This window comes from Streptomyces sp. NPDC041200 (genome assembly GCF_055591805.1).
Genome location: NZ_JBVIZF010000033.1, coordinates 55,009 through 77,636 on the forward strand (window position 1 = coordinate 55,009; position 22,628 = coordinate 77,636).

A 22,628-nucleotide genomic window follows, 5' to 3' on the forward strand; every position below is an offset into this window, starting at 1 on the left:
GTCAGTTCTTCTCCGTGACTCCCGCGGAGTCGAAGGTGGCCACCTCGTGCATCGCCCGCGCGGCGCTCTGCACCACGGGGAGGGCGAGCAGGGCGCCCGTACCCTCGCCGAGGCGCAGGTCCAGGTCGACCAGGGGGCGCAGGCCCAGCTTGTTGAGGGCGGCCACGTGGCCCGGCTCGGCGCTGCGGTGGCCCGCGATGCACGCCGCCAGCACCTCGGGGGCGATGGCGCGGGCTACGAGGGCGGCGGCGCCCGCGCTGACCCCGTCCAGGATGACGGGCGTACGCAGGGAGGCGCCGCCCAGCAGCAGGCCGGCCATGGCGGCGTGCTCCAGGCCGCCGAAGGCGGAGAGGACGCCGATGGGGTCGGCCGGGTCGGGCTGGTGCAGCTCCAGACCGCGCCGTACGACGTCGATCTTGCGCGCGTGCATCTCGTCGTTGATGCCGGTGCCTCGGCCGGTCACCTCGGCCGGGTCGACGCCGGTGTAGACGGAGACCAGGGCGGCCGAGGTGGTGGTGTTGGCGATGCCCATCTCGCCGGTGAGCAGCGCCTTGTTCCCGGCCGCGACCAGGTCGCGGGCGGTCTCGATGCCCACTTCGAGGGCGCGCAGCACCTCGTCGCGGGTGAGGGCGGGGCCGGTGGTGAAGTCGTCGGTCCCGGGCCGGATCTTGCGCGGCAGCAGACCGGGGGTGGAGGGGAGTTCGCTCGCCACGCCGACGTCCACCACGCACACCTCGGCGCCGACCTGGCTCGCGAAGGCGTTGCAGACCGCGCCGCCGCCGAGGAAGTTGGCGACCATCTGGCCGGTGACCTCCTGCGGCCACGCGGTGACGCCCTGGGCGTGCACCCCGTGGTCCCCCGCGAAGATCGCGACCGCGGCGGGCTCCGGGATCGGCGGCGGGCACTGCCGGGACAGTCCGCTGAGCTGCGCGGAGATGATCTCCAGCATGCCGAGCGCGCCGGACGGCTTGGTCATCCGCTTCTGCCGCTCCCACGCCTCGCCGAGCGCCTTGGCGTCCAGCGGACGGATGCCCTGGAGGGTCTCCGTCAGCAGGCTGTGCGGGTTCTCGCCGGGCAGCGCGCGCCGCCCGTACGACTCCTCGTGGACGACCCACGACAGCGGGCGGCGCTTGGACCACCCGGCCCTCAGCAGCTCCGGCTCCGCCGGGAACTCGTCCACGTACCCGACGCACAGGTACGCCACGGCCTCCAGGTGGTCCGGCAGGCCGAGCGTACGGACCATCTCGCGCTCGTCGAAGAAGCTGACCCAGCCGACGCCGAGCCCTTCGGCGCGGGCGGCGAGCCACAGGTTCTCCACGGCGAGCGCGGAGGAGTACGGCGCCATCTGCGGCTGAGTGTGCCGCCCGAGGGTGTGGCGGCCGCCGCGGGTGGGGTCGGCGGTGACGACGATGTTGATCGGCGTCTCGAGGATCGCCTCGATCTTCAGTTCCTTGAACTGCTTGGCCCGGCCCTTGGGGAGGGACTTGGCGTACGCGTCGCGCTGGCGCACGGCCAGCTCGTGCATGGTGCGCCGGGTCTCCTCGGAGCGGATGACGACGAAGTCCCACGGCTGGGACTGCCCCACGCTGGGCGCGGTGTGCGCGGCCTCCAGTACGCGGCGCAGCACCTCGTGCGGGATGGGGTCGGGCCGGAAGCCGTTGCGGATGTCGCGGCGCTCGCGCATCACGCGGTGGACGGCGGCGCGCTCGGCGTCGTCGTACCCGGCCCCGGCGGGCTCGGATGCCGCCTCCGCGTCATCCTCGGCCTCGTCCTGTTCGCCCTGCGGGCTGGCGTCGGCTTCGTCCTGTGCGGTGTCGCCGTCCGGCGTGGTTTCGTTGTCCGGCGCGGTGCCGCCCTCCGGCGCGGTGCCGCCCTCCGGCTCCACGGCTGCGGTCGGCCCTTCTTCGGATGCCTCGGCGTCGTCGGACTCGGCCGTCGCCGCCTCGGGGGCCTCCCCGGGGGCCGCGTCGGCCGCCGCCTCGGCGGGCGTCTCGGCGGGCGTCTCGGCGGGCTCGGCTTCGGCGGGCTCGGCTTCGGCGGACACCTGCGCGTCAGCCTCCGGCAGCGGGGTCTCGTCGGCGGCCGCTTCGGCCGGGCTCTGCGCCTCGGCAGGCTCGTCCGGTACGTCGGCCTCCGAGGCCGCATCGGCGGCAGCCTGGTCGGCCACGACCTGCACTGCGGCTTCCGGGGCCGCAGTCTCGTCGGCGGCGGCCAGGTCTGCCGGGGCCTGCTCCTCGGCGGGTGCCTCCTGCGCGTCGGCCTCCGGCAGCGGGGTCTCGTCAGCCGGGGCCTGCGCGTCAGCCTCCGGCAGCGGGGCCTCGCTGGCGGCCGGATCGGCCGGGGCCTGCGCCTCGGCAGGCTCATCCGGTACGTCGGCCTCCGAGGCCGCATCGGCGGCAGCCTGGTCGGCCACGACCTGCGCATCGGCGACAGGCGTGGGCTGGGCGTCGGCGGGTACGGCCTGCGCGTCGGCCCCCGGCGCCGGAGCCTCGTCCGCAGCAGCCGGGGCGGCCGCAACCTGCGCAGCGGCCTCCGAAGCCGAGGCCTCGTCGGTGGCAGCCTGTTCGGCCACGGCCTGCGCATCGGCGGCGGCCGGACCGCCCGGTGCCTGCTCGTCGGCCTCCGACACCGAAGCCTCGCCCGGAACAGCCGGGCCCGCCGCGATCTGCGCGTCGGCCTCCGGGGCCGAGGCCGCGTCGGCGGCAGCCGGATCGGCCAACGCCTGCGCAGCGGCGGCAGCCTGGTCAGTCGGGGCCTGGGCGTCGGCGGCCGCAGCCTGAGCCTCGGCCTCCGCTACCGGGGCCTCGCCCGGGGCAGCCGGGTCGGCAGTTTGCGGCGCCGAGGCTGCGTCGGCGGCAGCCGGGTCGGCCGGGGCCTGCGCCTCGCCGGGCGCGGCCTGCGCGTCAACCTCCGGCGCGGGAGCTTCGCCCGGGGCAGCCGGGTCCCCCGGGAACTGCGCATCGGCAGGCACGGCCTGCACGGCAGCATCCTGGTCTGCCAGGGCCCGCGCATCGGCGACGGCCGGGTCGGCCGGGCTCTGCGCGTCGGGCGCGGCCTGCGCCTCGGCCTCCGCTACCGGGGACTCCCCCGGGGCAGCCGGGTCGGCCTGGGGCTGCCCATCGGCGGGCACGGCCTGCGCGGCAACATCCGGGGCTAGAGCCGCATCGGCGGCAGCCTGGTCCGCCGGGGCCTGCACCTCGCCGGGCGCGGCCTGCGCGTCAACCTCCGGCGCGGGAGCTTCGCCCGGGGCGGCCGGGTCCGCCGGGAACTGCGGATCGGCAGGCGCAGTCTGCGCGTCGGCCTCCGCTACCGGGGCCTCCCCCGGGTCGGCCTGGGGCTGCACCTCGGCGGGCACGGCCTGCGCGGCGGCATCCGAGGCCAGCGCCGCATCGGCGGCAGCCTGGTCCGCCGGGGCCCCCACCTCGCCGGGCGCAGCCTGCGCGTCAACCTCCGACTCCGGAGCCCCACCCGGGGCAGCCGGATCCGCCGGGAACTGCGCCTCGGCGGGCACAGCCTGCGCGGCGGCATCCGAGGCCAGCGCCGCGTCAGCGACAGCCTGGGGCTGCGCCTCGCCGGGCTCAGCCTGAGCGTCAACCTCCGACACCGGCGCTTCGCCCGGGGCGGCCGGGTCCGCCGGAAACTGCGTCTCGGCGGGCACAACCTGCACGGCGGCATCCGAAGCCAGCGCCGCATCGGCAGCAGCCTGGTCCGCCGGGGCCCCCACCTCGCCGGGCGCAGCCTGCGCGTCAGCCTCCGGCAACGGGGCCTCGCCCGGGGCGGCCGGGTCGGCCGGGAACTGGGGCTCGGCGGGCAGGGCCTGCGCCTCGCCCTCCGCCGCCGGGGCCTCACCGGGGGCAGACGGGTCGACGCCCGAGGCCGGGGCGGCCTGCGGGTCGGCGACTATCGAGTGGTCGGCGTCGGCGTAGGGGTGGGGGATCTGTGCCGGGATGACGACCTGGGGGCCCGCGTAGAGCTGGTCCGGGGTGATGCCCGGCTGGGTCTGGGCCGGGATGTCGAGGGGCGGGTGCCCCGGTTCCATGACGGGCGCCCCGCCCTGGGGCGGGATGGTCGCGGCCGGGTCGGCGTAGCCCGGGTCCGGGTACGCGGGGTCGGCGTGCCCCGGGTCCGGGTACCCCGGGTCGACGTACCCCGGGTCCGCGTAGCCGGGGTCCGCGTAGCCCAGGTCCATCGCCGTCGGCTCGCCGAGACCGACCGTTTCTGCTGGTGCGGGCGGCGGCTGAGGACCCCAGGCGTCGCCGGGCGGCGGGGCGTCGCCGATCTGCGGCATGTCGGCGAGCTGCGGGCCCGGGAGCGGGCCGGAGTCCTCGGGCTGGGGCTGGGTGGTGAAGTACTGGGGCCCGGCCGCGTACTCGGGAGCGCTGGCGTAGTCGGCCCCGCCGGGGTACTCGGGCTCGGGCGGGGGTGCCGGCTGGGGCTGCTGGACGGGCGGGGCGGTGTTGCGGGCCGCTGCCGGGCCGCGGTCGGCGAGGGAGCGGACGATGCCGCTGCCGGAGGTGTGGTCGGGCACGGGCGGGCCCATGTGCAGGGGGCGGCGGGGCGGCGCGGGGGGTGTGGCGGGGGCCTGGGGCGGCTGCGGGGCGGGCTGCTCGGCCGCCGGGTGGATGACCGGCCCGGCCTGGGGTTCGGCCACCGGCTGCGGCTCGGGCATCTGCGTGTCGGCGTACGCGGCCATGCCGGGGTCCAGCACTCCGCCCTCGTACAGCCCCTGGCCCTGCGCCTGCGGGTACGGGAGCTGGTGCTCGTACTGGGCCTGCGGATCGTATGGGGCCTGCTGCTCGCTCCAGGCGCCCTGCGCGCCCGGCATCAGCAGCAGGTCGTCCTCCTCGCCGCCGGTTTCGGGGCCGTCGAGGAAGGGGTATCCGGCGTCGGCAGGCGGGGAGTGGACATCCGCCGGGTGCGGTTGTCCGAGTCGTCCGCCTGCGTTCTCCGGCAGTCCCTCGCCCGGGACCTGGCCGGTGTCGGTCATGCGTACCCCTCGCCCATCGCTAGTGCTCCTTCCAACCGCCTACCGCCGGGAGCAGGCCCCGTGAGCAAGAACGAGCGTGCGCCGTGCGCGGCACGTAGCACGCCCGAGGCTTGCCCACCGCGGCCCGGTAAGAAAGGGGCGCATTCCGGCCTTTGGCCGATAAAGCGCCGAACACCGGGCAGCGGCACAGGCAGTACAACGATCCGCCAGCCTACCCCGCGCGACGCTTCAGGAAGGTCACCGGGGCGAAGCTCGGGGCGAACGTCACAGGGACAAAATCACTGGTGCGGGCGGTGTCCGCAGAGGAGAAAGGCGACCGCGCGCTCGCGTTCGGCCCACACCCGGGTGTCCAACTCGACCGATTGCAGCAGGAGACACTCGACCCCGTAGCCGCCGTCCTCCAGGGCGGCGCCGATGGCCTCCGCCTCGTCGCGGGTGGCGGCGTGGGTGACGATGCGCTCGGGGCGGCGCGCGGCGCACGCGGCGACGACGGGCACGCCCCCTGCGCCGACGCGGACGACGTCCGGCTCGGGCAGGTCTTCGAGGACCTCGGGGGCGGTGCCGTGGATCACCTGGAGCTGGACGCCGAAGCGGCGGGCGAGGGCGTCGACGCGCTCGCAGGCGTCCGGGTCGCGGTCGACGGCGATGACGGCGGCGCCGAACCCGGCGGTCTCGACGGCGGCGGCGCCGCTGCCCGCGCCGATGTCCCAGACCAGGTCGCCGACGCGGGGACCGAGGCGGGCGAGTTGGAAGGAGCGCAGCTGCTGCGACTCGTTCTCGCCGAGGACGGTCGCGTACGCGGGGGCGGGCAGCGCCCAGCCGCGCACCGATCCGGGGTAGCCGGGGTCGCGCCCGGCGATCCAGCCGCCGCTCTGCAGGGCGCCGCGGGCTGCACCGGCGGGGGTGCCGGTGCGGGCGGGGGCGGCGCCGGAGCCGCCGATGACGATGACGACGTTGGGGTCGCGCCAGGTGTGGTCGGCGGCCTTGTCGGAGGTCAGCACGGTGACCTGCTCGCGTTCGGTGCCCAGGGCCTCGCAGATGACGAAGGTGCGGTGCACCGGGCCGAGGAGCAGGGCGAGTTCGGCGGGACCGGCGCCCGGCGAGGTGAGAACGGCGACCTTGGTGTGGGCGCGGCAGACGTTGACGGCACGCCGCAGGTCACGGCTGTGGGCGACGACGACCTGGGCGTCGTCCCAGGGCATCCCGGCGCGGGCGAAGGCGGCGGCGACGGAGGAGACGGCGGGCACGACCTCGACCTCCAGGCCGTGCTCGGGGGCGCGCAGGGCGCGTACGACGCCGAAGAAGCCGGGGTCGCCGTCGGCCAGCACCACGGCCGAGCCGCGGTGCTGGGCGATGCGGCGGGCGGCGAGGTCCACGCTGCCGAGCCGGATGCGCTCGGCGCCGGGCGGGACTTCGGGCAGCGCCAGGTGATGGGCGGCACCGGCCACGAGGGTGGCCGCGCCGAGGGCGGATCGGGCCACGTCCATGAGCGGGGAGCCGTCCCAACCGATCACCGTGACGCGGTCGGCCATCGTCGTCTGTCTCCCAAATGTGTCGCGGACAACTGTGTCGCGGGTCGGTCGCGGGTGGAGCGCGCGGTGCGCGCGGCCGGGGCGCCGCGGTGCGCGTGCCGCGAACGCGCGTATCGCGGCGGTGGGCGGGCCGTCCCGCGGGGTGGTCGGCCCGGAGAGATTACCCCGCCGGGTCCGGGCCACCGGACCGGGGGCTGGGGCGGAGGTGGTGCGCCGGGGGCGCACCGGAGGCGCGGCGCGCCGGGGTTCAGCGCCAGTCGGTGTACTCGGAGTACGTGGGGAAGACGCTGATGCCCTCGGACTCCTCCCGGTGCTCGGGCGCGCCCTCCAGGTCCTCGGGGAGCAGGCTCCAGACGATGAGGTCGGTGCGCAGATCGGTCCAGCCGCCGTCCTCCATCTGGGTGCGCGCTATGTACGCGTTGCGGAGCACGCCTTCGCTGATACAGCCGACCTTCTGCGCGACCTGCTGCCCGGCCGTGTTCCCGGCGGCGGTGCGCAGCTCCATCCGCTCGAACTTCTGGTCCTGGAACAGCCAGCGGGCGACGGCCAGCACCGACTCCACGGCATAGCCCTCGCCGCGCGCCCAGGGGGCGGTGATATAGCTGATCTCGGTCCCCAGGACCTTCCAGTCGGTGTTGCGCAGATGCACGATTCCGACGAGCCGCTGGGTGAGGAATTCGGCGACCGCGAAGACGATTCCGCGCCCGGTGGTGCGTTCGGCGGGGGCGAGCCGCAGCGCCTGGTCGCGTGCGTCGCGGGGGGTGTACGGATGGGGGGCCCGGCTCCAGGTGATGACGAGTTCGTCGTTCATCATGTCCGTGAGCGCGGGCAGGTCCGCTTCCTCGAACGGGCGCAGCACCAGCCGTTCCGTGCTGATGGAGATGTCCGGGAAAGTGGATGTCATGCGCCGCTCCGTAACCGGGGTCGTTTCAAAGTCGTGGCGAAGAGCCCAGCATGCAGCATTGCTCCTGCTCAATGCAGCACGGGGTGCGGAAACGGAAGGCTCCGCATCCGATTGTCGCCCGGATGCGGAGCCTTGCGTGTTCGGTCGGTCGTTTTTCAGAATGGCAGGTGTCAGAACGACGCGAGTACGGATCCGTCGTACTTGTCCTTGATGAACTTCTTCACCTGCGGGGAGGTGAGGAGCTTGGCCAGCTTCTTGACCCGCGGGTCGTCCTCGTTGCCCTTCTTCACGGCGAGGAAGTTGCCGTAGGGGCTGTTGTCCGGGGACTCCAGGACCAGCGCCTCCTTGGCGGGGTTGAGCTTGGCCTGGATGGCGTAATTGCCGTTCACGACGGCGGCGTCCACATCGTCCAGGGACCTCGGCAGCTGGGGCGCCTCCAGCTCCTTGAACTTCAGGTCCTTGGGGTTGTCCGCGATGTCCTTGGGGGTGGCCTCGGTGCCGGCGCCCTTCTTGAGCTTGATGATGCCGTGGGTGTCCAGCAGCTGGAGCGCCCGGGCCTCGTTCACCGCGTCGTTGGGGACGGCGACGGTGGCGCCCTTCTTGAGGTCGTCGGCCTTCTTCACCTTGTGCGAGTAGAGGCCGAGCGGCTCCAGGTGCACGGTGACCACGGACCGGATGTCGGTGCCGCGCTTCTTGTTGTAGTCGTCGAGGAACGGCTTGTTCTGGAAGTAGTTGGCATCGACCGAGCCGTCCTGGGTGGCGGGGTTCAGCGAGTTGTAGTCGGTGAACTCCTTGACCTCCAGCTTGAGCCCCGCCTTCTCGGCCAGATGGTCCTTGACGTAGTTGAGTATCTCGGCGTGCGGGACGGGGTTGGCGCCGACGACGAGCGGGCCGTTCTTGTCGGCGTTGCCCTTGCTCGGCGGGGAGCAGGCGGCCGCGCCGGCGGTGAGCGCGGTGGCGGCGAGCAGGGCGGCGGTGGTCTTGAGCGTGTTACGCACGAAAAGTGCCTTTCAGGTACGGGGCGTCAGGGAGTCGACGGGGCGTCAGGGGGTCTTGGTCAGCCCGGCGGGCTCGTTCGGCTCGGCGGACCCGGCCGCATCGGCCGCCTCCGCGGTCTGGGCCTGGGTGTCGGCGGTCTTGCCGGTACGGGAGCGCAGCAGCACCAGCCGGGGGGCCGCCGAGGCGGGGCTGCGGTGCGAGAGCGCGCGGGCCGCGACGTCACCGGCGAATTGGATGACGGAGATGACCACCGCGAGGATGGCCACGGTGACCCACATCAGCTGGGTCTCGAACCGCTGGTAGCCGTAGCGGACGGCGAGGTCGCCGAGACCGCCCGCGCCGACCGTCCCGGCCATCGCCGAGTAGCCGATGAGCGCGACGATCGTGGTGGTCGCGCTGGAGATCAGCGACGGCAGCGACTCGGGCAGCAGGACCTTGCGCACGACGGTCCAGGTGGAGCCGCCCATCGACTGCACCGCCTCCACCAACCCGCCGTCGACCTCGCGCACCGCGGTCTCCACGAGGCGGGCGTAGAAGGGGATGGCGCCGATCGCGAGCGGCACGATCGCGGCGGCGGGGCCGATGGTGGTGCCCACGATCATCCGGGTGAAGGAGATCAGCGCGACCATGAGGATGATGAACGGCATCGAGCGGGCGATGTTGACGACCTGGCCGACGACCTTGTTCACGACCACGTTCGGCAGCACGCCGCCCCGGTCGGTGAGCACCAGCAGCACGCCGAGCGGCAGACCACCGACGATCGCGATGGCCGCCGACCAGCCGACCATCCACAGCGTCTCCAGACACGCCTGCTGCAACAGGGGCTGCATCTCTGACCAGGTCACTTGGCGCCCTCCTTGAGCACGGCGGTCTGCGTCGCGTCCACATCGGCCACGTCGACCTGGAGGCCCTGCTCCCGCAGGAAGCCGATCGGCACGACGTTCTCCTCGAACGGGCCGGGCAGCTCGATGCGCATCCGGCCGACCTGGGCGCCGCCGACGGTGTCCATCGCGGCGCCGAGGATCGAGATGTCGATGTTGTACGTACGGGACAGCTGCGAGATCACCGGCTTGGCCGCGGCCTCGCCCTGGAACGTCACGTCCACGACCGTGCGGTCCTCGCCCGAGGGCTCCCCGCCGACCGGGAACAGCTCCTGAGCCAGCTGGGAGCCGGGGGTGGCGAGCAGGTCGGTGACCGTGCCGGACTCCACGATCCGCCCGTCGCTCATCAGCGCGGCCGAGTCGCAGATCGTCTTGACGACGTCCATCTCATGCGTGATCAGCAGCACGGTGAGGCCCAGCTGCCGGTTGAGGTCGCGCAGCAGCTGGAGGATCGAGCGGGTGGTCTCGGGGTCGAGCGCGGAGGTCGCCTCGTCGGACAGCAGCACCTTGGGGTCGCCCGCGAGCGCGCGGGCGATGCCGACGCGCTGCTTCTGGCCGCCGGAGAGCTGCGCGGGGTACGCCTTGGCCTTGTCGGCGAGGCCGACCAGGTCCAGCAGCTCCAGGGCCTTGCGGGTGCGCGCCTTGCCGGAGACGCCGAGGATCTCCAGCGGCAGTTCGACGTTGTCGCGCACCGTGCGCGAGGAGAGCAGGTTGAAGTGCTGGAAGACCATGCCGATCCGGCTGCGCGCCTGGCGCAGCGCGGACCCGGCGCGCTGCCCCCGCCCCGCGAGCGCCGTGAGGTCCTGACCGGCCACGGTGACCGTGCCGGACGAGGGGCGCTCCAGGAGGTTGACGCAGCGGATGAGGGTGGACTTCCCGGCGCCGCTCTGACCGACGACGCCGTACACCTCACCCTCGCGGACATGCAGATCGACGCCGTCGAGGGCGGTGACCTCGCGGCCTCGTGAGCGGTAGACCTTTGTCAGGTCCGTGGTGGTGATCACAGGGTTTCCGTCACTGTTGAGTGCAGGGCGGTTGTGCCGCCGGGCACGGTTCATTCCTTACGGAAGCGGCGTGGGCGGGCCGAGGGCGTGCGCGGTGTGTGGGCGCGGGCTCGGGGTCCGGTGACGCGGGGCAGGCCATGGTCCGCGCGCGGGCGCGTGGACGTGGGCGTAGCCGGTCTCCCTTCGGGGCGGGAGGCTCGGGCAGGGGCCCTCAGCGGTCACACATTCGACACCGACAACGAGCACCGGGCGTCATCGTCGCCTCGGTCGCAGGGGTGCGGCAGCTCGTCGTGGTCATGGCCGCCAGTAAACCAGAGACCCGGACGGACCGATCAAGCATGTCCGTATCGTGGACGTCAGTGACCAATCCGTGGACAACGGGGGCGGCGGGGCGTTTCCGTCACTCCCCCGCGACGATCTCCACTCCCCCGTCGACGGCCCGTGCCGACACGGCCGACAGGTCCCGCACCACGATGTCGGCGTCCAGCTCCTCCCGGCTGGTCGTTGTGGTCAACGCCACGGTTCGCATCCCGGCGGCGCGGGCGGCGGCGAGCCCGGCCGGGGCGTCCTCGAAGACCACGCAGCGGGCCGGGTCGGCACCCAGCTTCCCGGCGGCCAGCAGGAAGGGCTCGGGGTCCGGCTTGCCCCGGGTGATGTCGTCCGCGGTGATCAGCAGCCCCGGGCGTATACCGGCCTCGGCGAGACGGGCCTCGGCCAGCGCGCGGCCCGCGGACGTCACCACGGCCCAGCGGTCCGCGGGCAGCCCGGCCAGCAGGTCGAGGGTGCCGGGCAGCAGCCGCACCCCGCCCGGGACGTCCTCGACCTCCAGCTCGTCGATGCGGCGGCGGGCCTGCGCGACGCGGTCGGCGGGGAGCAGGTCGCCGATGATGTCGGCCGCCGGGCGGCCGTGCAGCTCGACCCGGGCGAACTCCTCCGTCACGCCGTACTCCTCGGCCCAGCGGGTCCAGCAGCGGACCACGGACTCCATGGAGGAGACGAGCGTTCCGTCGTTGTCGAACAGCAGCGCGTCAGCGGTGATCTTCATGGGGCGCAGCGTACGGGCCCGATCGCAACGCGGTCATTCGGGCCGATTACAGTCGTCCCATGCTTGTCACCCCCTGTGTGCGGGACCGCACCGCGCGGAGGTTCCGTTGATCGACGCGCTGACCGCCGTGCTCGGCGCGACCGCGCTCGCGCTCGCCGCGTGGTGCGGCTTCGCCGCCTACCGTGACCAGCCCACCAAGGACTGGCACTTCATCGGCATGGCCGTGGTGTCCCTGCTGGCGATCGTCCAGCTGGTCATCGGGATCGTGCGGCTGGCACAGGGCGAGGATCCCGAGCAGGGCGTGGCGATCTTCATCGCGTATCTGGTCGGCTCGGCGTGCGCCGTGCCCGTCGCGGCGTTCATGTCGCTGGCGGAGCGGACCCGCTGGGGCTCGGCGACGGTCTCGGCCGCGGCCGTGGTGCTGGCGGTGCTGGAGGTACGGCTGTACGACATCTGGGGAGGCGTGGGTGGCTGAGTCAGCCGAATCGACGAAATCCGCGGCGCGTGGCGGGCTCGGGCAGGGGCCCGGGCGACTGCTGGTGATGCTCTACGGGGTGTTCACGGTGGCCGCGGCGTCGCGCTCGATCTACCAGCTGATCGCCCAGTTCGACGAGGCCCCGCTGGCCTACGTCCTCTCGGCGGTCTCCGCCGTGGTGTACGCCTTCATCACGGTCTCGCTGGTGCGCGGCGGGGAGGGGGCGCGCAAGGCGGCGATGGTGTGCTGCGGGGCGGAGCTGCTGGGTGTGCTCACGGTCGGCACCTGGACCCTTGCCGACCCGTCCGCCTTCCCCGACCAGACGGTGTGGTCGGACTACGGCATGGGCTACCTGTTCATCCCGATCTTCCTGCCGGTGACGGGCCTGCTGTGGCTCCGCCGCCGCGCGGCTTAGCCCGGGGCTCCGCCCCCACACCCCCGCTCCTCAAACGCCGGAGGGGCTGGGCGGTACTGGCGCGCACCCCGGCAACGAAACCGCAGGGGCGGAGCCCCGACCACTCTGGGTGGGGCTCCGCGCGCCGCAGGCGTTACGCGCTGGCCGCGAAGGCCGTCGCGGTGGCCTCCTTCTCCAGGGTGACCAGGCTCAGGCGGCGGTTGACCTCCTGGGTGCCGACCTGGGCGTAGCCGTACTTCCGGTACAGGCGGAGGTTGCCGTCACTGCGGTGACCGGTGGCCAGCCGGTAGCGCTTGGCGGCGCGCTCCTCCGCCAGCTGGGCCTCGATCGCCGCGAGCAGGCGCCCGCCGAGGCCGTGGCGCTGCATCCGCGGGTGGACGATGAGCTTGCCGATGGCGGCCGTGCCCTTGTCGTCGACAGCGGCCCGGACCGAGCCGACGACCTCCTCGCCGAGCCGGGCGACCAGCACACAGCCCTTGCCCAGTTCGGCGCGCAGGTCGTCGAGCGTCTGCGTCAGCGGCTCGATGGAGTAGTCGCCGTACAGCTCGGCCTCACCCTGATAACACAGGTACTGCAGCTTGAGGATCTGCTCGGCGTCGTCCGCGGTCGCCGCGGAGATGGTCACGCTCATGCCCATGTGCGCATGCCTCCCCTTTTCTCGGTCCACCGGCCGCCTGAGGGTAGGTGCGACCGGGGTTCATTGCCTGGGTAGGAGAACGCCACCTGGTTGTGGCAGCCTCCTGGGCGCCGATTGTCTAACGCTCCTTTCCCCACGGTTCAGGAGCCGCAACCTCCGCCGTGAGCATTCTGCGCAGGCAACCCAGACATCGGGAACGTACCGGGCCCAGACTGCCCTGTGAGATACCCAACTCGCCCGCGATCTCGCGATATGTCAGGTCGGACCGGGACAGCATCACCCCGAGCAGCCTCGGACAGCGGCCGGGCAGCCGCCGCACCGCGGCGCGCAGCGCCCGCCCCGTCTCGGCGGTGAGGGCGGCGTGTTCGGCGGGGCGGGGTTCGGGGCCGCTCGGCGGGCCGCCGCCGACCGGGTCGTACGGGACCTCACGGCGCGCCCGGCGCCGGGCCCCGCGCACCTCGGCGCGGACCGCGCGGCGCAGCCAGCGCGCGGGCTGCGGCGGCGGACCGCTGTCCCGGGTGCGCTCCAAGAGCCGCAGCCAGACGGCCTGCTCCAGCTCGGCGGGCTCGACCCCCGTGCCGTACGCCTCGGCCGCCGCCTCGGCGGCGAGCAGCGGACGCAGTTGCTCCACAAGGTCCATGCCGGGCGGGACGTGGCGCGGTCGACGCCCGGTTGCCGGGCCCCCGGTCTCTTCACCCGACCGGGGAGGCGGTGGGCCGCGCCTTGACGCTCAGGGCGCGGCCCACCGGTCCGCACTTGTCCCTACTTACGGAAGTCCGCCGCCGCGAGGAGGGCGGTGTCCGGGTTGTCGGAGAAGATGCCGTCGATGCCCGTGTCGAAGTACGCCTTGAAGGCGCCGAAGGCGTCCCCGTACGCGTTCACGTCGCTACCGCGCCGGAAGTCCACCGGCAGGAACGTGTTCTCGTTGCGCATGGTGTACGGGTGCAGGATGAGCCCGGCCGCGTGCGCGTCCTTGACGACGCTGGTCGGGGTGCCGAGCTTGCCGTCCGGCGTGCGCGGGATGATCACCGACAGGTCGGGGCCGATGCCCTGCGCGTAGCTCGCGATCCACTTCAGGCCCTCGGGCTTGACGAGGTCCGCGACCGTGCGCGGGTCGTTCGCCTGGACGAAGTCCCACGGGCGGCTGGTCATGGTCGACAGCAGCACGACCGACGGGGTGGCGACCAGCTTGCGCAGCCGCTGGATGCTGCTCGGCTCGAAGGACTGGAGGAAGAGCGCCGCGTCCTTCTTGTGGCGTCCGTACGTGCGGAGCAGCTTCGCGACCCGCTCCTCAAGACCGAGGCCGAGTCCCCGGAAGTACGTGGGGTGCTTGGTCTCGACGTACAGCCAGACCTTGCGGCCCCGCTTGCGGCCCTCGCGCTCGGCCCACTGGAGGACCTCCTCGAAGGTGGGCACCTCCCAGCGGCCGTCGTAGAGCGTGTTGCGCTGGCGGGTGCCGGGAATGCGCTCCTTGGCTCGCAGCGTCTTCAGCTCGGCCAGCGTGAAGTCCTCGGTGAACCAGCCGGTCAGCTTGGTGCCGTCGACCGTCTTGGTGGTCTTGCGGCCGGCGAACTCCGGATGGGCGGAGACGTCGGTGGTGGCCGTGATGTCGTTCTCGTGACGGCACACCAGATGCCCGTCCTTGGTGGGGACGAGGTCCTGCTCGACGATGTCCGCGCCCATGTCCAGCGCGAGCTGGTACGAGCCGAGGGTGTGCTCGGGGCGGTAGCCCGAGGCACCACGGTGACCGATCACCGTCGGCACCGGCAGCCCGCGCACGGGCCCGGGCTTCCCCCCGGCGCCCGCCGCCGCGGCGGTGGCCGTGCCCGCGCCACCCAGCGCCACCGCTCCCGCACCGAGGGCCGCGGCCCCCAGCAGGGTGCGCCGCCCGGGCTGTTGCTCGCGCTGTTCGCGCTCCATGAGCACTCCTCGCTCTGGTGTCCAGCACCGTCAATTCCAGTCAGAGAACGGGCTGATGGTAGGGGGGTAGGCCTTTCCTGCGGGAGACCTGCGGCGAAACGCGTGGGAAACGGGTGTCAACACTGCGTATCAGGTGGGTGAACCCGGTGTGCGGGGTGACATGACCGGCGAGTATCGTCCTCATCGGCGTTTCTGTGCGGCACCGGGTTGACGGACCGTAGGACGAGACGCCCCCGACCTTGACCCCGACCGGAGGGCCCGTTGTCCCGTTTCGTGTTCCTGAAGGCAGTACTCGGTCCGCTGATGCGCCTGATGTTCCGTCCACGGGTCGAGGGCGCGGAGCGCATTCCCGGCTCCGGTCCGGTGATCCTCGCCGGGAACCACCTCACCTTCATCGACTCGATGATCTTGCCGCTCGTCTGTGACCGCCAGGTCTTCTTCATCGGCAAGGACGAGTACGTGACCGGCAAGGGCCTCAAGGGCCGCCTGATGGCCTGGTTCTTCACCGGCGTCGGCATGATCCCGGTCGACCGGGACGGCGGACGCGGCGGCGTCGCCGCGCTGATGACCGGCCGCCGGGTGCTGGAAGAGGGCAGGGTCTTCGGCATCTACCCCGAGGGCACCCGCTCCCCCGACGGCCGCCTCTACCGGGGCCGCACCGGTATCGCCCGGCTCACCCTGATGACCGGCGCGCCGGTGGTGCCGTTCGCGATGATCGGCACCGACCGGCTCCAGCCGGGCGGCAAGGGGCTGCCGCGGCCCGGGCGGGTGGCGGTGCGGTTCGGTGAGCCGCTGGAGTTCACCCGCTACGAGGGCATGGACCGCGACCGGTATGTGCTGCGGGCGGTGACCGACGAGGTCATGAGCGAGGTCATGCGGCTGTCCGGTCAGGAGTACGTGGACATCTACGCGACGAAGGCGAAGGCGGCGGCCTGAGGCGGGCGGCGGACCGGGAGCGGGCTGGAGCTGACATCGAAGTGTCAGTCCCTGCCCTTCTTCTTTCTGTTCCGGTCATTGGCTTGTCACCGTCGGTAGGGCGCCCCGATGCACTGGTCTCGCGCCCGGGACGGCCACTACCGTGCCGCGGGTGACGACAATGACCGTGCCCTCCCCCGACTTCGTTTCCCTCCGCGGTCGTCGGTTCGCCCTCACCGACTTCGGCGGACCGGGAACCCCGGTCCTCGCCCTGCACGGCCACTTCGGCCGCGGCCGGATGTACGCCCCGCTGGCCGCCGCCCTGGCGCCCGCGTACCGGGTGATAGCGCTCGACCAGCGGGGGCACGGGCTCACCGGGGGCGGCGGGCCGTTCACCCTGGACGAGTACGTCGCCGACGCCGCCGCCCTGCTGGACGAGCTGCGGCCGGGTCCGGTGCCGGTCGTCGCCCACTCGACGGGCGCGGTCGCCGCGTATGCGCTCGCCGCGCGGCATCCGGAGCTGGTGAGTGCCCTCGTCGTCGAGGACATCGGCGCGGTGACGGACCGTCCGGTGGTCGCCCACCCCGTGCTCGACGTCACCGGCTGGCCGACCTGGGCCGCCGACCGGGAGGGCCTGCGCGCGCAGATCGAGTCTCGCGGTATCCACGACGCCTCGTACTTCCTCGACAGCGCCGAGCGGGACCGGGCGACGGGTGGGTGGCGACTGCTGTTCGAACCCGCGCACATGATGGCCTCGCAGGAGGCCATGCGGGGTGACTTCTGGGCCGAGTGGCTCGGGTCGGCCTGTCCGGCCCTGCTGATGCACGGCGAGCACTCCTCGCTGCTGCCGCAGGGGCACGCGCGGGAGATGGCGCGGCGGCGGCCGCGCACCACGCTGCGGGAGTTCGCGGGGTGCGGGCACTGGATTCACGATGACGCGCCGAAGGAGTACGCGTGGGCGGTGGGGCGCTTCCTGGACTCACTGCCGGTGGCGGACGACGACGCGTAGCGGGTGCGGGTGGGGTTGCGGGTGCGGTCCGGGGCGTTGCCCCTTGGCGTCTCGTTGCCGGGTGCGGGTGCCGGTGCGCCGGGGGCCTTCCCCACCCCGCCCCTTCCCGAAACCGGGGCTCCGCCCCGGCCCCCGAGCTGCGGCTCGACCGCCGGGCGCGGCGGGGGCGCTATCCCTTGGCGTCTCGACGCCGGGCGCGCCGGGCGCGGGCGGGGGCGCTGCCCCTTGAGGTATCGCTGCCGAGTGCGGGCCGGTGGCCGGGTTGTGCCCACCCGTTCCGCCCCGCGGAACGATTGCCCACAACCAGGTCACGCACCAGCCCCTCCGGGCGGACCCCCAGCCCCTCCGGCGATTGAGGAGCGGGGGTGCAGGGGGCGGAGCCCCCGTGGTGGGGGCCGGGGGCTTGCCCCCGGTTTCGGGAAGGGGCGGGGTGGGGGAAGGAACGCCCGGTCAGGACCAGGGTAGGGACGCGCGCGTTCGCCAGTAGGTCTCTGGGGACTCCGCCAGGTCTTCGAGGTCCGGGAGCCGGAGCGAGGCCGCCGCCAGGTTCGAATTCAGCTGCGCCACCGTCGCCGCGCCCGACAGGGCTACGGTCACCCACGGGTGTCGTAGGACCGCCGCCAGGGCGATGGCGTCCACAGCAGCGCCCGTCGCGGCGGCGGCGTGACGGAGCGTCTCGCCCCCGGCCAGGCGGCCATTTGCCATCGCCTCCTTGACGATCACGGTCCGGCCCGCCGCGTGGGCCTCCTCCAGGGCAGGCCCGGCGGACGGCTCCAGCACGTTGTACGTGCTCTGGACCGTACGGAACAGCGGAACCCCATCGGCCTCCACCTCCAGCGCCGCGCGAATCGCGTCGCCCTGCGCGGGACCGCTGGTGGAGATGCCGACCGTCACGCCCTCCGCCGCGAGGCGGGCCAGGCGGGCGTGGAGGGCGGGGTCGGTGAGGGCCGGGGAATCCGGCGTCACGGAGTGGATCTGGTAGAGGTCCAGGTGGGCGCCGAGCAGGGCACGGGTCTCCTCGCGCTGGCGGTCGTACGTCGCCACCGAGTGATCCTTGACCTCATGCTTCTCGGCGTCCATGCGCCAATCGGCCACATACGTGTAGCCCCACTTGCTCCCGACCACCACGTCCCGCGCCGCCTCCGGCCGCTCCCGCAGCCAGTCGGCGAGGAACTCCTCGGCACGCCCATACGAGCGGGCCGCGTCCAGGTAGCGCACCCCCGCCGCGTACGCGGCGTCCAGCAGCTGGTGCGACCGCAGCCGCATGGCGTCGACGGTGCGCTCCGCCGGGAGGTCCCGGTCCCGGCCGAGGTTGATGTAGCCGGGGCGGCCGACCGCCGCCAGGCCGAGCCCGATCCGGGACACCGGCGTGGCGGCGGCAGCAGTCACCAGGGAGTCGGACATCAGCGCTTCGCGTCCGCCCACGCCCGCTGCGCCGCGAGGTCCGTCTTGACCTCGGCCAGCTGCGCGGCCACGGCCGAGGGGGCGGTCCCGCCGCGCCCGCTGCGCGAGGCCAGCGCACCCGGCACGTTCAGCACACTCCGCACCTCGGGCGTCAGATGCGGGGAGATCTTCGCGAACTGCTCATCGGTGAGCTGGTCCAGCTCGATTCCCGTCAGCTCGCACTCCTTCACGCACGCGCCCGCGACCTCGTGCGCCACCCGGAACGGCACGCCCTGCCGGACCAGCCACTCGGCGATGTCGGTTGCCAGCGAGAACCCGGCCGGGGCCAGCTCCTCCATCCGCTCCCGGTGGACGGTCAGCGTCGCCATCATCCCGGTGAAGGCCGGGAGCAGGATCTCCAGCTGGTCGCAGGAGTCGAAGACCGGCTCCTTGTCCTCCTGCAGGTCGCGGTTGTACGCGAGCGGCAGGGCCTTCAGCGTGGCGAGCAGCCCGGTGAGGTTGCCGATGAGGCGGCCGGACTTGCCACGGGCCAGCTCGGCGATGTCCGGGTTCTTCTTCTGCGGCATGATCGACGAGCCGGTGGAGAAGGCGTCGTGGAGGGTCACGAAGGAGAACTCCTTCGTGTTCCAGAGGATGATCTCCTCCGCGATCCGCGACAGATCGATGCCGATCATCGCGGTGATGAAGCCGAACTCGGCGGCGAAGTCACGCGCCGCCGTGCCGTCGAGCGAGTTGGCGACCGAGCCGTGCTCGAAGCCCAGGTCGGCGGCGACGGCCTGCGGGTCGAGGCCCAGCGAGGATCCGGCCAGCGCGCCCGATCCGTACGGCGAGACGGCCGTCCGCTCGTCCCACTGCCGCAGCCGCTCCGCGTTCCGGGACATCGCCTGGACGTGGGCGAGGACGTGGTGGGCGAAGAGCACCGGCTGCGCGTGCTGGAGGTGGGTGCGGCCGGGCATCGCGACGTCCGGGTGCGCCTCGGCGAGCCCGACCAGGGCCTCCTGGAGGTCGGCGATCAGACCGCCGAGGATCCGGGCGTGGTCACGCAGGTACATCCGGAAGAGGGTGGCGATCTGGTCGTTACGGGACCGCCCGGCGCGCAGCTTGCCGCCGAGGTCGGGACCGAGCCGCTCCAGCAGCCCGCGCTCCAGCGCGGTGTGCACGTCCTCGTCGGCGATGGTGCCGATGAAGTCACCGGAGGCGACGTCGGCCTCCAGCCGGTCGAGCCCGGCGAGCATCCGCTCCAGCTCGTCGGCGGTCAGCAGATCGGCCGCGTGGAGCACCCGGGCGTGGGCACGGGAACCGGCGATGTCGTACGGCGCCAGGCGCCAGTCGAAGTGCACGGAGGCGCTGAGCTTCTCCAGTGCCTCGGCGGGCCCGTCGGCGAAGCGGCCGCCCCAGAGCCGGACGTCGCCGCTGTTGCCGTTGCTCACGCTGTTGCTCCTCAAGGCTGTGGGTGTACGACCGCCTCCCCGCCGGATGGCGGGAAGGCGGCGTGATGACGTCTGCTACGCAGGCTACTGCGGCCTACTGCTCCAGGTCGCGCTTCGCGGCGATCTTGCTGGACATCCCGAACAGCTCGATGAAGCCCTTGGACAGCGACTGGTCGAACGTGTCGCCCGTGTCGTAGGTCGCGAGGTTGAAGTCGTACAGCGACTGCTCCGACTTCCGGCCGGTGACGACGGCCCGACCGCCGTGGAGGGTCATCCGGATCTCGCCGGTGACGTGCTGGTTCGCCTCGGTGATGAAGCCGTCCAGGGCCCGCTTGAGCGGCGAGAACCACAGGCCGTCGTAGACCAGCTCGCTCCACCGCTGCTCGACCTGCCGCTTGTAGCGGGCCAGCTCACGCTCGACGGTGACGTTCTCCAGCTCCTGGTGGGCGGTGATCAGCGCGATGGCGCCGGGGGCCTCGTAGATCTCCCGGGACTTGATGCCGACCAGCCGGTCCTCGACCATGTCGATCCGGCCGATGCCCTGCGCCCCGGCCCGCTCGTTGAGCTGCTGGATGGCCTGCAGGACGGTCACGGGCTGGCCGTCGATGGCCACCGGGACGCCGTCCTTGAAGCTGATGATGACCTCGTCGGCGTCCCGCTGGGTGGCCGGGTTCGAGGTGTACTCGTACACGTCCTCGATCGGCGCGTTCCAGATGTCCTCCAGGAAGCCGGTCTCGACGGCCCGCCCGAAGACGTTCTGGTCGATCGAGTACGGCGACTTCTTGGTGGTCGCGATCGGCAGGCTCTTCGCCTCGCAGAAGGCGATGGCCTTGTCCCGCGTCATGGCGTAGTCCCGGACCGGGGCGATGCACTTCAGGTCGGGCGCGAGGGAGGAGATGCCCGCCTCGAACCGCACCTGGTCGTTGCCCTTGCCGGTGCAGCCGTGGGCGACGGTCGTGGCGCCGTGCTTGCGGGCGGCGGCGACGAGGTGCTTCACGATGGTGGGCCGGGAGAGCGCCGAGACCAGCGGGTAGCGGTCCATGTACAGCGCGTTCGCCTTGATCGCCGGGAGGCAGTACTCATCGGCGAACTCATCCTTGGCGTCCGCGACCTCCGCCTCGACCGCCCCACAGGCGAGCGCGCGCTTGCGGATGACGTCCAGGTCCTCACCGCCCTGGCCGACATCCACGGCGACGGCGATGACCTCGGCGCCCGTCTCCTCGGCGATCCAGCCGATGGCGACGGAGGTGTCCAGGCCGCCGGAGTAGGCGAGTACGACGCGCTCGGTCACGGGTTTCTCCTTACGCTCCATGCACTGACTGGCATAAGTATGCACTGGCCCGTATGTTTCGTCAACGCGGCAGGTGAGGCCCCGCCGCTCTGCGACGCCGCTGTCCGCTGACGTCGCCGTCAAGCACTGCCGCCACCCCACGCGAAAGCCCCGCCAGGACGCACCTGGCGGGGCTTCACCCTTGCCGATCAACGCTCCATGAAGATCCTTCGGAGATTCCCCGTCAGGTGTCCATGAACCCCGAAACCCTCTTGGCCGGAGTAAGGCAGGTTTTCAACAAAAGAAACCCTGATCAATTCCCTGACTGTGCAATCGCCATGCACATATGCGCCCTCGATGAAGTTGATCAATCGAGCCCCGATGGCTTCCCCGGCCAAGCCCTGCCCAGCCTCGCTGAACAAACGTACCGCCCATCGGGCGACGTCTGCGAGGAAAACATGGGAGAGGAACTCTTCATAGAACTCCACATGCTCGGCATGCAAGCGCTCAAGCTGCGGAAAGTTCTGCAGGAGCCCATGACAGAACTGCTCTTCGTTCATCTCCGTCAATTCCCCCCGAGGGCCGACTTGAGGTCGACAAGCAGGCTTCTCGCCACGATCAAGTCGTGCGGGGCCCCGTCTCTATGATTCCTCGATATCCACTTATTCAGCGCCTTGGCGTACTGATTCCCCTTGGCTACGTGGTTACGACCGTGCACGAGTTGACCAGAACTGAGCTCATCGCGAATCGCCGACATCGTCGTACCGTCTCCAGTCCGAGCTGTATTGGTCGTCCCCTTATAGAGATCATTGACCAAGTTCTGAAGCTTTGGATCGGAGACGCTTGGCGTCGGCAGGATACAGCCGTTGCTGTTGTGAACCAGGACCGGCGTCTCGCCCGCCAGCACATAGTACGTGTGCTGCGCGACCCCTCTCTATCTGCGTATTCGCAGATCAGCGGCGGTTTCGGGTTCCGCTGGTGTCCGTGTTTGTGCGGGGGAATCCGTGGGTGTTGCCGTCGCTACTGCCGTCAGGAGCGCGGGGCGCATGGTGCTGCCACTGGTGGGGTGGGCGCAAGGGGACTTTACTGCCAGGCTCCGGGCTCGGCTCAGAGCCTGGCTCGGATGGTCTGCTCGTAGTCCTGGTGGCCGGTCTGGGCGCAGTGTCCGGCGATCCAGCGCGTCAGATCGTCCGGGGTGTGCAGGGTGCCGGATGCGGCACCGCAGTTGTGTTCCTCGCCGGTGACGCAGACCGCTGCGAAGGCCGGCAGGGCCAGGGGGTCGGGGACGGTGGTCACGTGGTAGTCGCGGAATCGGTAGCGATGGACGAATCACGGGCTCGTCTTCATCACCCCGAAGGGCGGGCCGCTCGACCCCGGCAACCTCACCCGCCGCTTCCGTCGCCTCCTCCACCGCGCCGGACTGCGGACGATCCGCTTCCATGATCTCCGCCACTCGACAGCCACCCTGCTCCTGGAACAGGGCGTCGACCTCGTCGTGATCAAGGAACTCCTCGGCCACGCCCACATCGGCGTCACCGCCGGCGTCTACGCCCACGTCCGACTCCGCCTCCAGCGCCAGGCCATCAACACCCTCGGCAATGTCCTCGGCCCGAGCGACGCCCCCGATGCCCCACCCAACGCAGCCGTCGTCCGCTGACGTTGCCGTCAGCGTTGCCGTCAAACGGCATGAGGCCCTCCCGAAATTCCTTGGGTTCTAGGAGTCGTTGCAACACCCCGGCTCAAGGGGTGCGATGGAGTTCCAGATCCGTAAGGCGCGGACGGTGGCCCAAGGCCGCAGGAA

Annotated in this window: 18 protein-coding genes and 2 pseudogenes; 5 read left to right on the top strand and 15 right to left on the bottom strand. The window is 72.2% G+C overall.

Annotation, left to right across the window (positions count from 1 at the left end):
• Position 1: 1 nt before the first annotated feature.
• From cobT to ACZ6CL_RS36415, 7 genes are all read right to left on the bottom strand, one after another.
• Complete coding sequence (gene cobT, locus ACZ6CL_RS36385) at positions 2 to 4,987, bottom strand: nicotinate-nucleotide--dimethylbenzimidazole phosphoribosyltransferase (RefSeq protein ID WP_468944131.1); 4,986 nt, start codon at positions 4,985 to 4,987, stop codon at positions 2 to 4.
• A 278-nt stretch (positions 4,988 to 5,265) separates the two neighbouring features.
• Positions 5,266 to 6,519, bottom strand: a complete 1,254-nt coding sequence (cbiE, locus tag ACZ6CL_RS36390) for a precorrin-6y C5,15-methyltransferase (decarboxylating) subunit CbiE (RefSeq protein ID WP_468944133.1) — start codon at positions 6,517 to 6,519, stop codon at positions 5,266 to 5,268.
• 247 nt (positions 6,520 to 6,766) lie between these two features.
• Entirely contained in the window at positions 6,767 to 7,423 is a 657-nt protein-coding gene (locus ACZ6CL_RS36395; RefSeq protein WP_468944136.1) for a GNAT family N-acetyltransferase, read from the bottom strand.
• A 170-nt stretch (positions 7,424 to 7,593) separates the two neighbouring features.
• Entirely contained in the window at positions 7,594 to 8,421 is an 828-nt protein-coding gene (locus tag ACZ6CL_RS36400; protein ID WP_468944139.1) for a MetQ/NlpA family ABC transporter substrate-binding protein, read from the bottom strand.
• 45 nt (positions 8,422 to 8,466) lie between these two features.
• The gene (locus tag ACZ6CL_RS36405; RefSeq protein ID WP_468944141.1) at positions 8,467 to 9,267 is read right to left on the bottom strand and encodes a methionine ABC transporter permease; all 801 of its coding nucleotides are present in this window, start codon (positions 9,265 to 9,267) and stop codon (positions 8,467 to 8,469) included.
• The gene (locus ACZ6CL_RS36410; RefSeq protein WP_468944143.1) at positions 9,264 to 10,307 is read right to left on the bottom strand and encodes a methionine ABC transporter ATP-binding protein; all 1,044 of its coding nucleotides are present in this window, start codon (positions 10,305 to 10,307) and stop codon (positions 9,264 to 9,266) included. The genes ACZ6CL_RS36405 and ACZ6CL_RS36410 overlap by 4 nt, the downstream gene beginning before the upstream one ends.
• Before the next feature lie 400 nt (positions 10,308 to 10,707).
• Positions 10,708 to 11,352 (bottom strand): HAD-IA family hydrolase, encoded by a 645-nt coding sequence (locus ACZ6CL_RS36415; protein WP_468944146.1) that lies wholly within the window; start codon positions 11,350 to 11,352, stop codon positions 10,708 to 10,710.
• A gap of 106 nt (positions 11,353 to 11,458) precedes the next feature.
• On the opposite strand from ACZ6CL_RS36415, the gene ACZ6CL_RS36420 reads away from it, so the two are divergent.
• Both ACZ6CL_RS36420 and ACZ6CL_RS36425 read left to right on the top strand, forming a co-directional pair.
• Entirely contained in the window at positions 11,459 to 11,827 is a 369-nt protein-coding gene (locus ACZ6CL_RS36420) for a hypothetical protein (protein ID WP_468944149.1), read from the top strand.
• On the top strand, positions 11,820 to 12,242 hold the full coding sequence (locus tag ACZ6CL_RS36425; protein ID WP_468944152.1) for a hypothetical protein: 423 nt from the start codon (positions 11,820 to 11,822) through the stop codon (positions 12,240 to 12,242). The genes ACZ6CL_RS36420 and ACZ6CL_RS36425 overlap by 8 nt, the downstream gene beginning before the upstream one ends.
• Before the next feature lie 133 nt (positions 12,243 to 12,375).
• Here ACZ6CL_RS36425 and ACZ6CL_RS36430 read toward each other — a convergent pair whose 3' ends face one another.
• The 3 genes from ACZ6CL_RS36430 to ACZ6CL_RS36440 all read right to left on the bottom strand — a co-directional run bounded on the left by ACZ6CL_RS36430 (position 12,376) and on the right by ACZ6CL_RS36440 (position 14,799).
• A complete protein-coding gene (locus ACZ6CL_RS36430; protein ID WP_468944155.1) occupies positions 12,376 to 12,879 on the bottom strand; it encodes a GNAT family N-acetyltransferase in 504 nt (167 codons plus the stop codon).
• A gap of 118 nt (positions 12,880 to 12,997) precedes the next feature.
• Entirely contained in the window at positions 12,998 to 13,519 is a 522-nt protein-coding gene (locus ACZ6CL_RS36435; protein ID WP_468944158.1) for a sigma-70 RNA polymerase sigma factor region 4 domain-containing protein, read from the bottom strand.
• Positions 13,520 to 13,641: 122 nt separating this feature from the next.
• Positions 13,642 to 14,799, bottom strand: coding sequence for a glycerophosphodiester phosphodiesterase (locus ACZ6CL_RS36440; protein WP_468944161.1), 1,158 nt, complete (start codon positions 14,797 to 14,799; stop codon positions 13,642 to 13,644).
• Between the two features lie 261 nt (positions 14,800 to 15,060).
• On the opposite strand from ACZ6CL_RS36440, the gene ACZ6CL_RS36445 reads away from it, so the two are divergent.
• Together ACZ6CL_RS36445 and ACZ6CL_RS36450 are read left to right on the top strand one after the other, a co-directional pair.
• Positions 15,061 to 15,735: a lysophospholipid acyltransferase family protein gene (locus ACZ6CL_RS36445; protein WP_468944164.1), complete on the top strand. Its 675-nt coding sequence runs from the start codon at positions 15,061 to 15,063 to the stop codon at positions 15,733 to 15,735.
• A gap of 160 nt (positions 15,736 to 15,895) precedes the next feature.
• Positions 15,896 to 16,723, top strand: coding sequence for an alpha/beta fold hydrolase (locus ACZ6CL_RS36450; RefSeq protein ID WP_468944192.1), 828 nt, complete (start codon positions 15,896 to 15,898; stop codon positions 16,721 to 16,723).
• Positions 16,724 to 17,173: 450 nt separating this feature from the next.
• Here ACZ6CL_RS36450 and ACZ6CL_RS36455 read toward each other — a convergent pair whose 3' ends face one another.
• From ACZ6CL_RS36455 to ACZ6CL_RS36475, 5 genes and pseudogenes are all read right to left on the bottom strand, one after another.
• A complete protein-coding gene (locus ACZ6CL_RS36455; protein ID WP_468944167.1) occupies positions 17,174 to 18,127 on the bottom strand; it encodes an aldo/keto reductase in 954 nt (317 codons plus the stop codon).
• Positions 18,127 to 19,557: an argininosuccinate lyase gene (argH, locus tag ACZ6CL_RS36460; protein ID WP_468944173.1), complete on the bottom strand. Its 1,431-nt coding sequence runs from the start codon at positions 19,555 to 19,557 to the stop codon at positions 18,127 to 18,129. The genes ACZ6CL_RS36455 and argH overlap by 1 nt, the downstream gene beginning before the upstream one ends.
• Before the next feature lie 94 nt (positions 19,558 to 19,651).
• A complete protein-coding gene (locus tag ACZ6CL_RS36465) occupies positions 19,652 to 20,848 on the bottom strand; it encodes an argininosuccinate synthase (protein WP_468944176.1) in 1,197 nt (398 codons plus the stop codon).
• A gap of 188 nt (positions 20,849 to 21,036) precedes the next feature.
• Positions 21,037 to 21,387, bottom strand: coding sequence for a DUF7674 family protein (locus tag ACZ6CL_RS36470; protein ID WP_468944179.1), 351 nt, complete (start codon positions 21,385 to 21,387; stop codon positions 21,037 to 21,039).
• A gap of 547 nt (positions 21,388 to 21,934) precedes the next feature.
• Positions 21,935 to 22,135: pseudogene (locus ACZ6CL_RS36475) on the bottom strand (DUF7848 domain-containing protein); the annotation flags it as partial.
• A 13-nt stretch (positions 22,136 to 22,148) separates the two neighbouring features.
• Between ACZ6CL_RS36475 and ACZ6CL_RS36480 the strand changes: the two are divergent.
• Positions 22,149 to 22,484: pseudogene (locus ACZ6CL_RS36480) on the top strand (tyrosine-type recombinase/integrase); the annotation flags it as partial.
• Between the last annotated feature and the right edge of the window lie 144 nt (positions 22,485 to 22,628).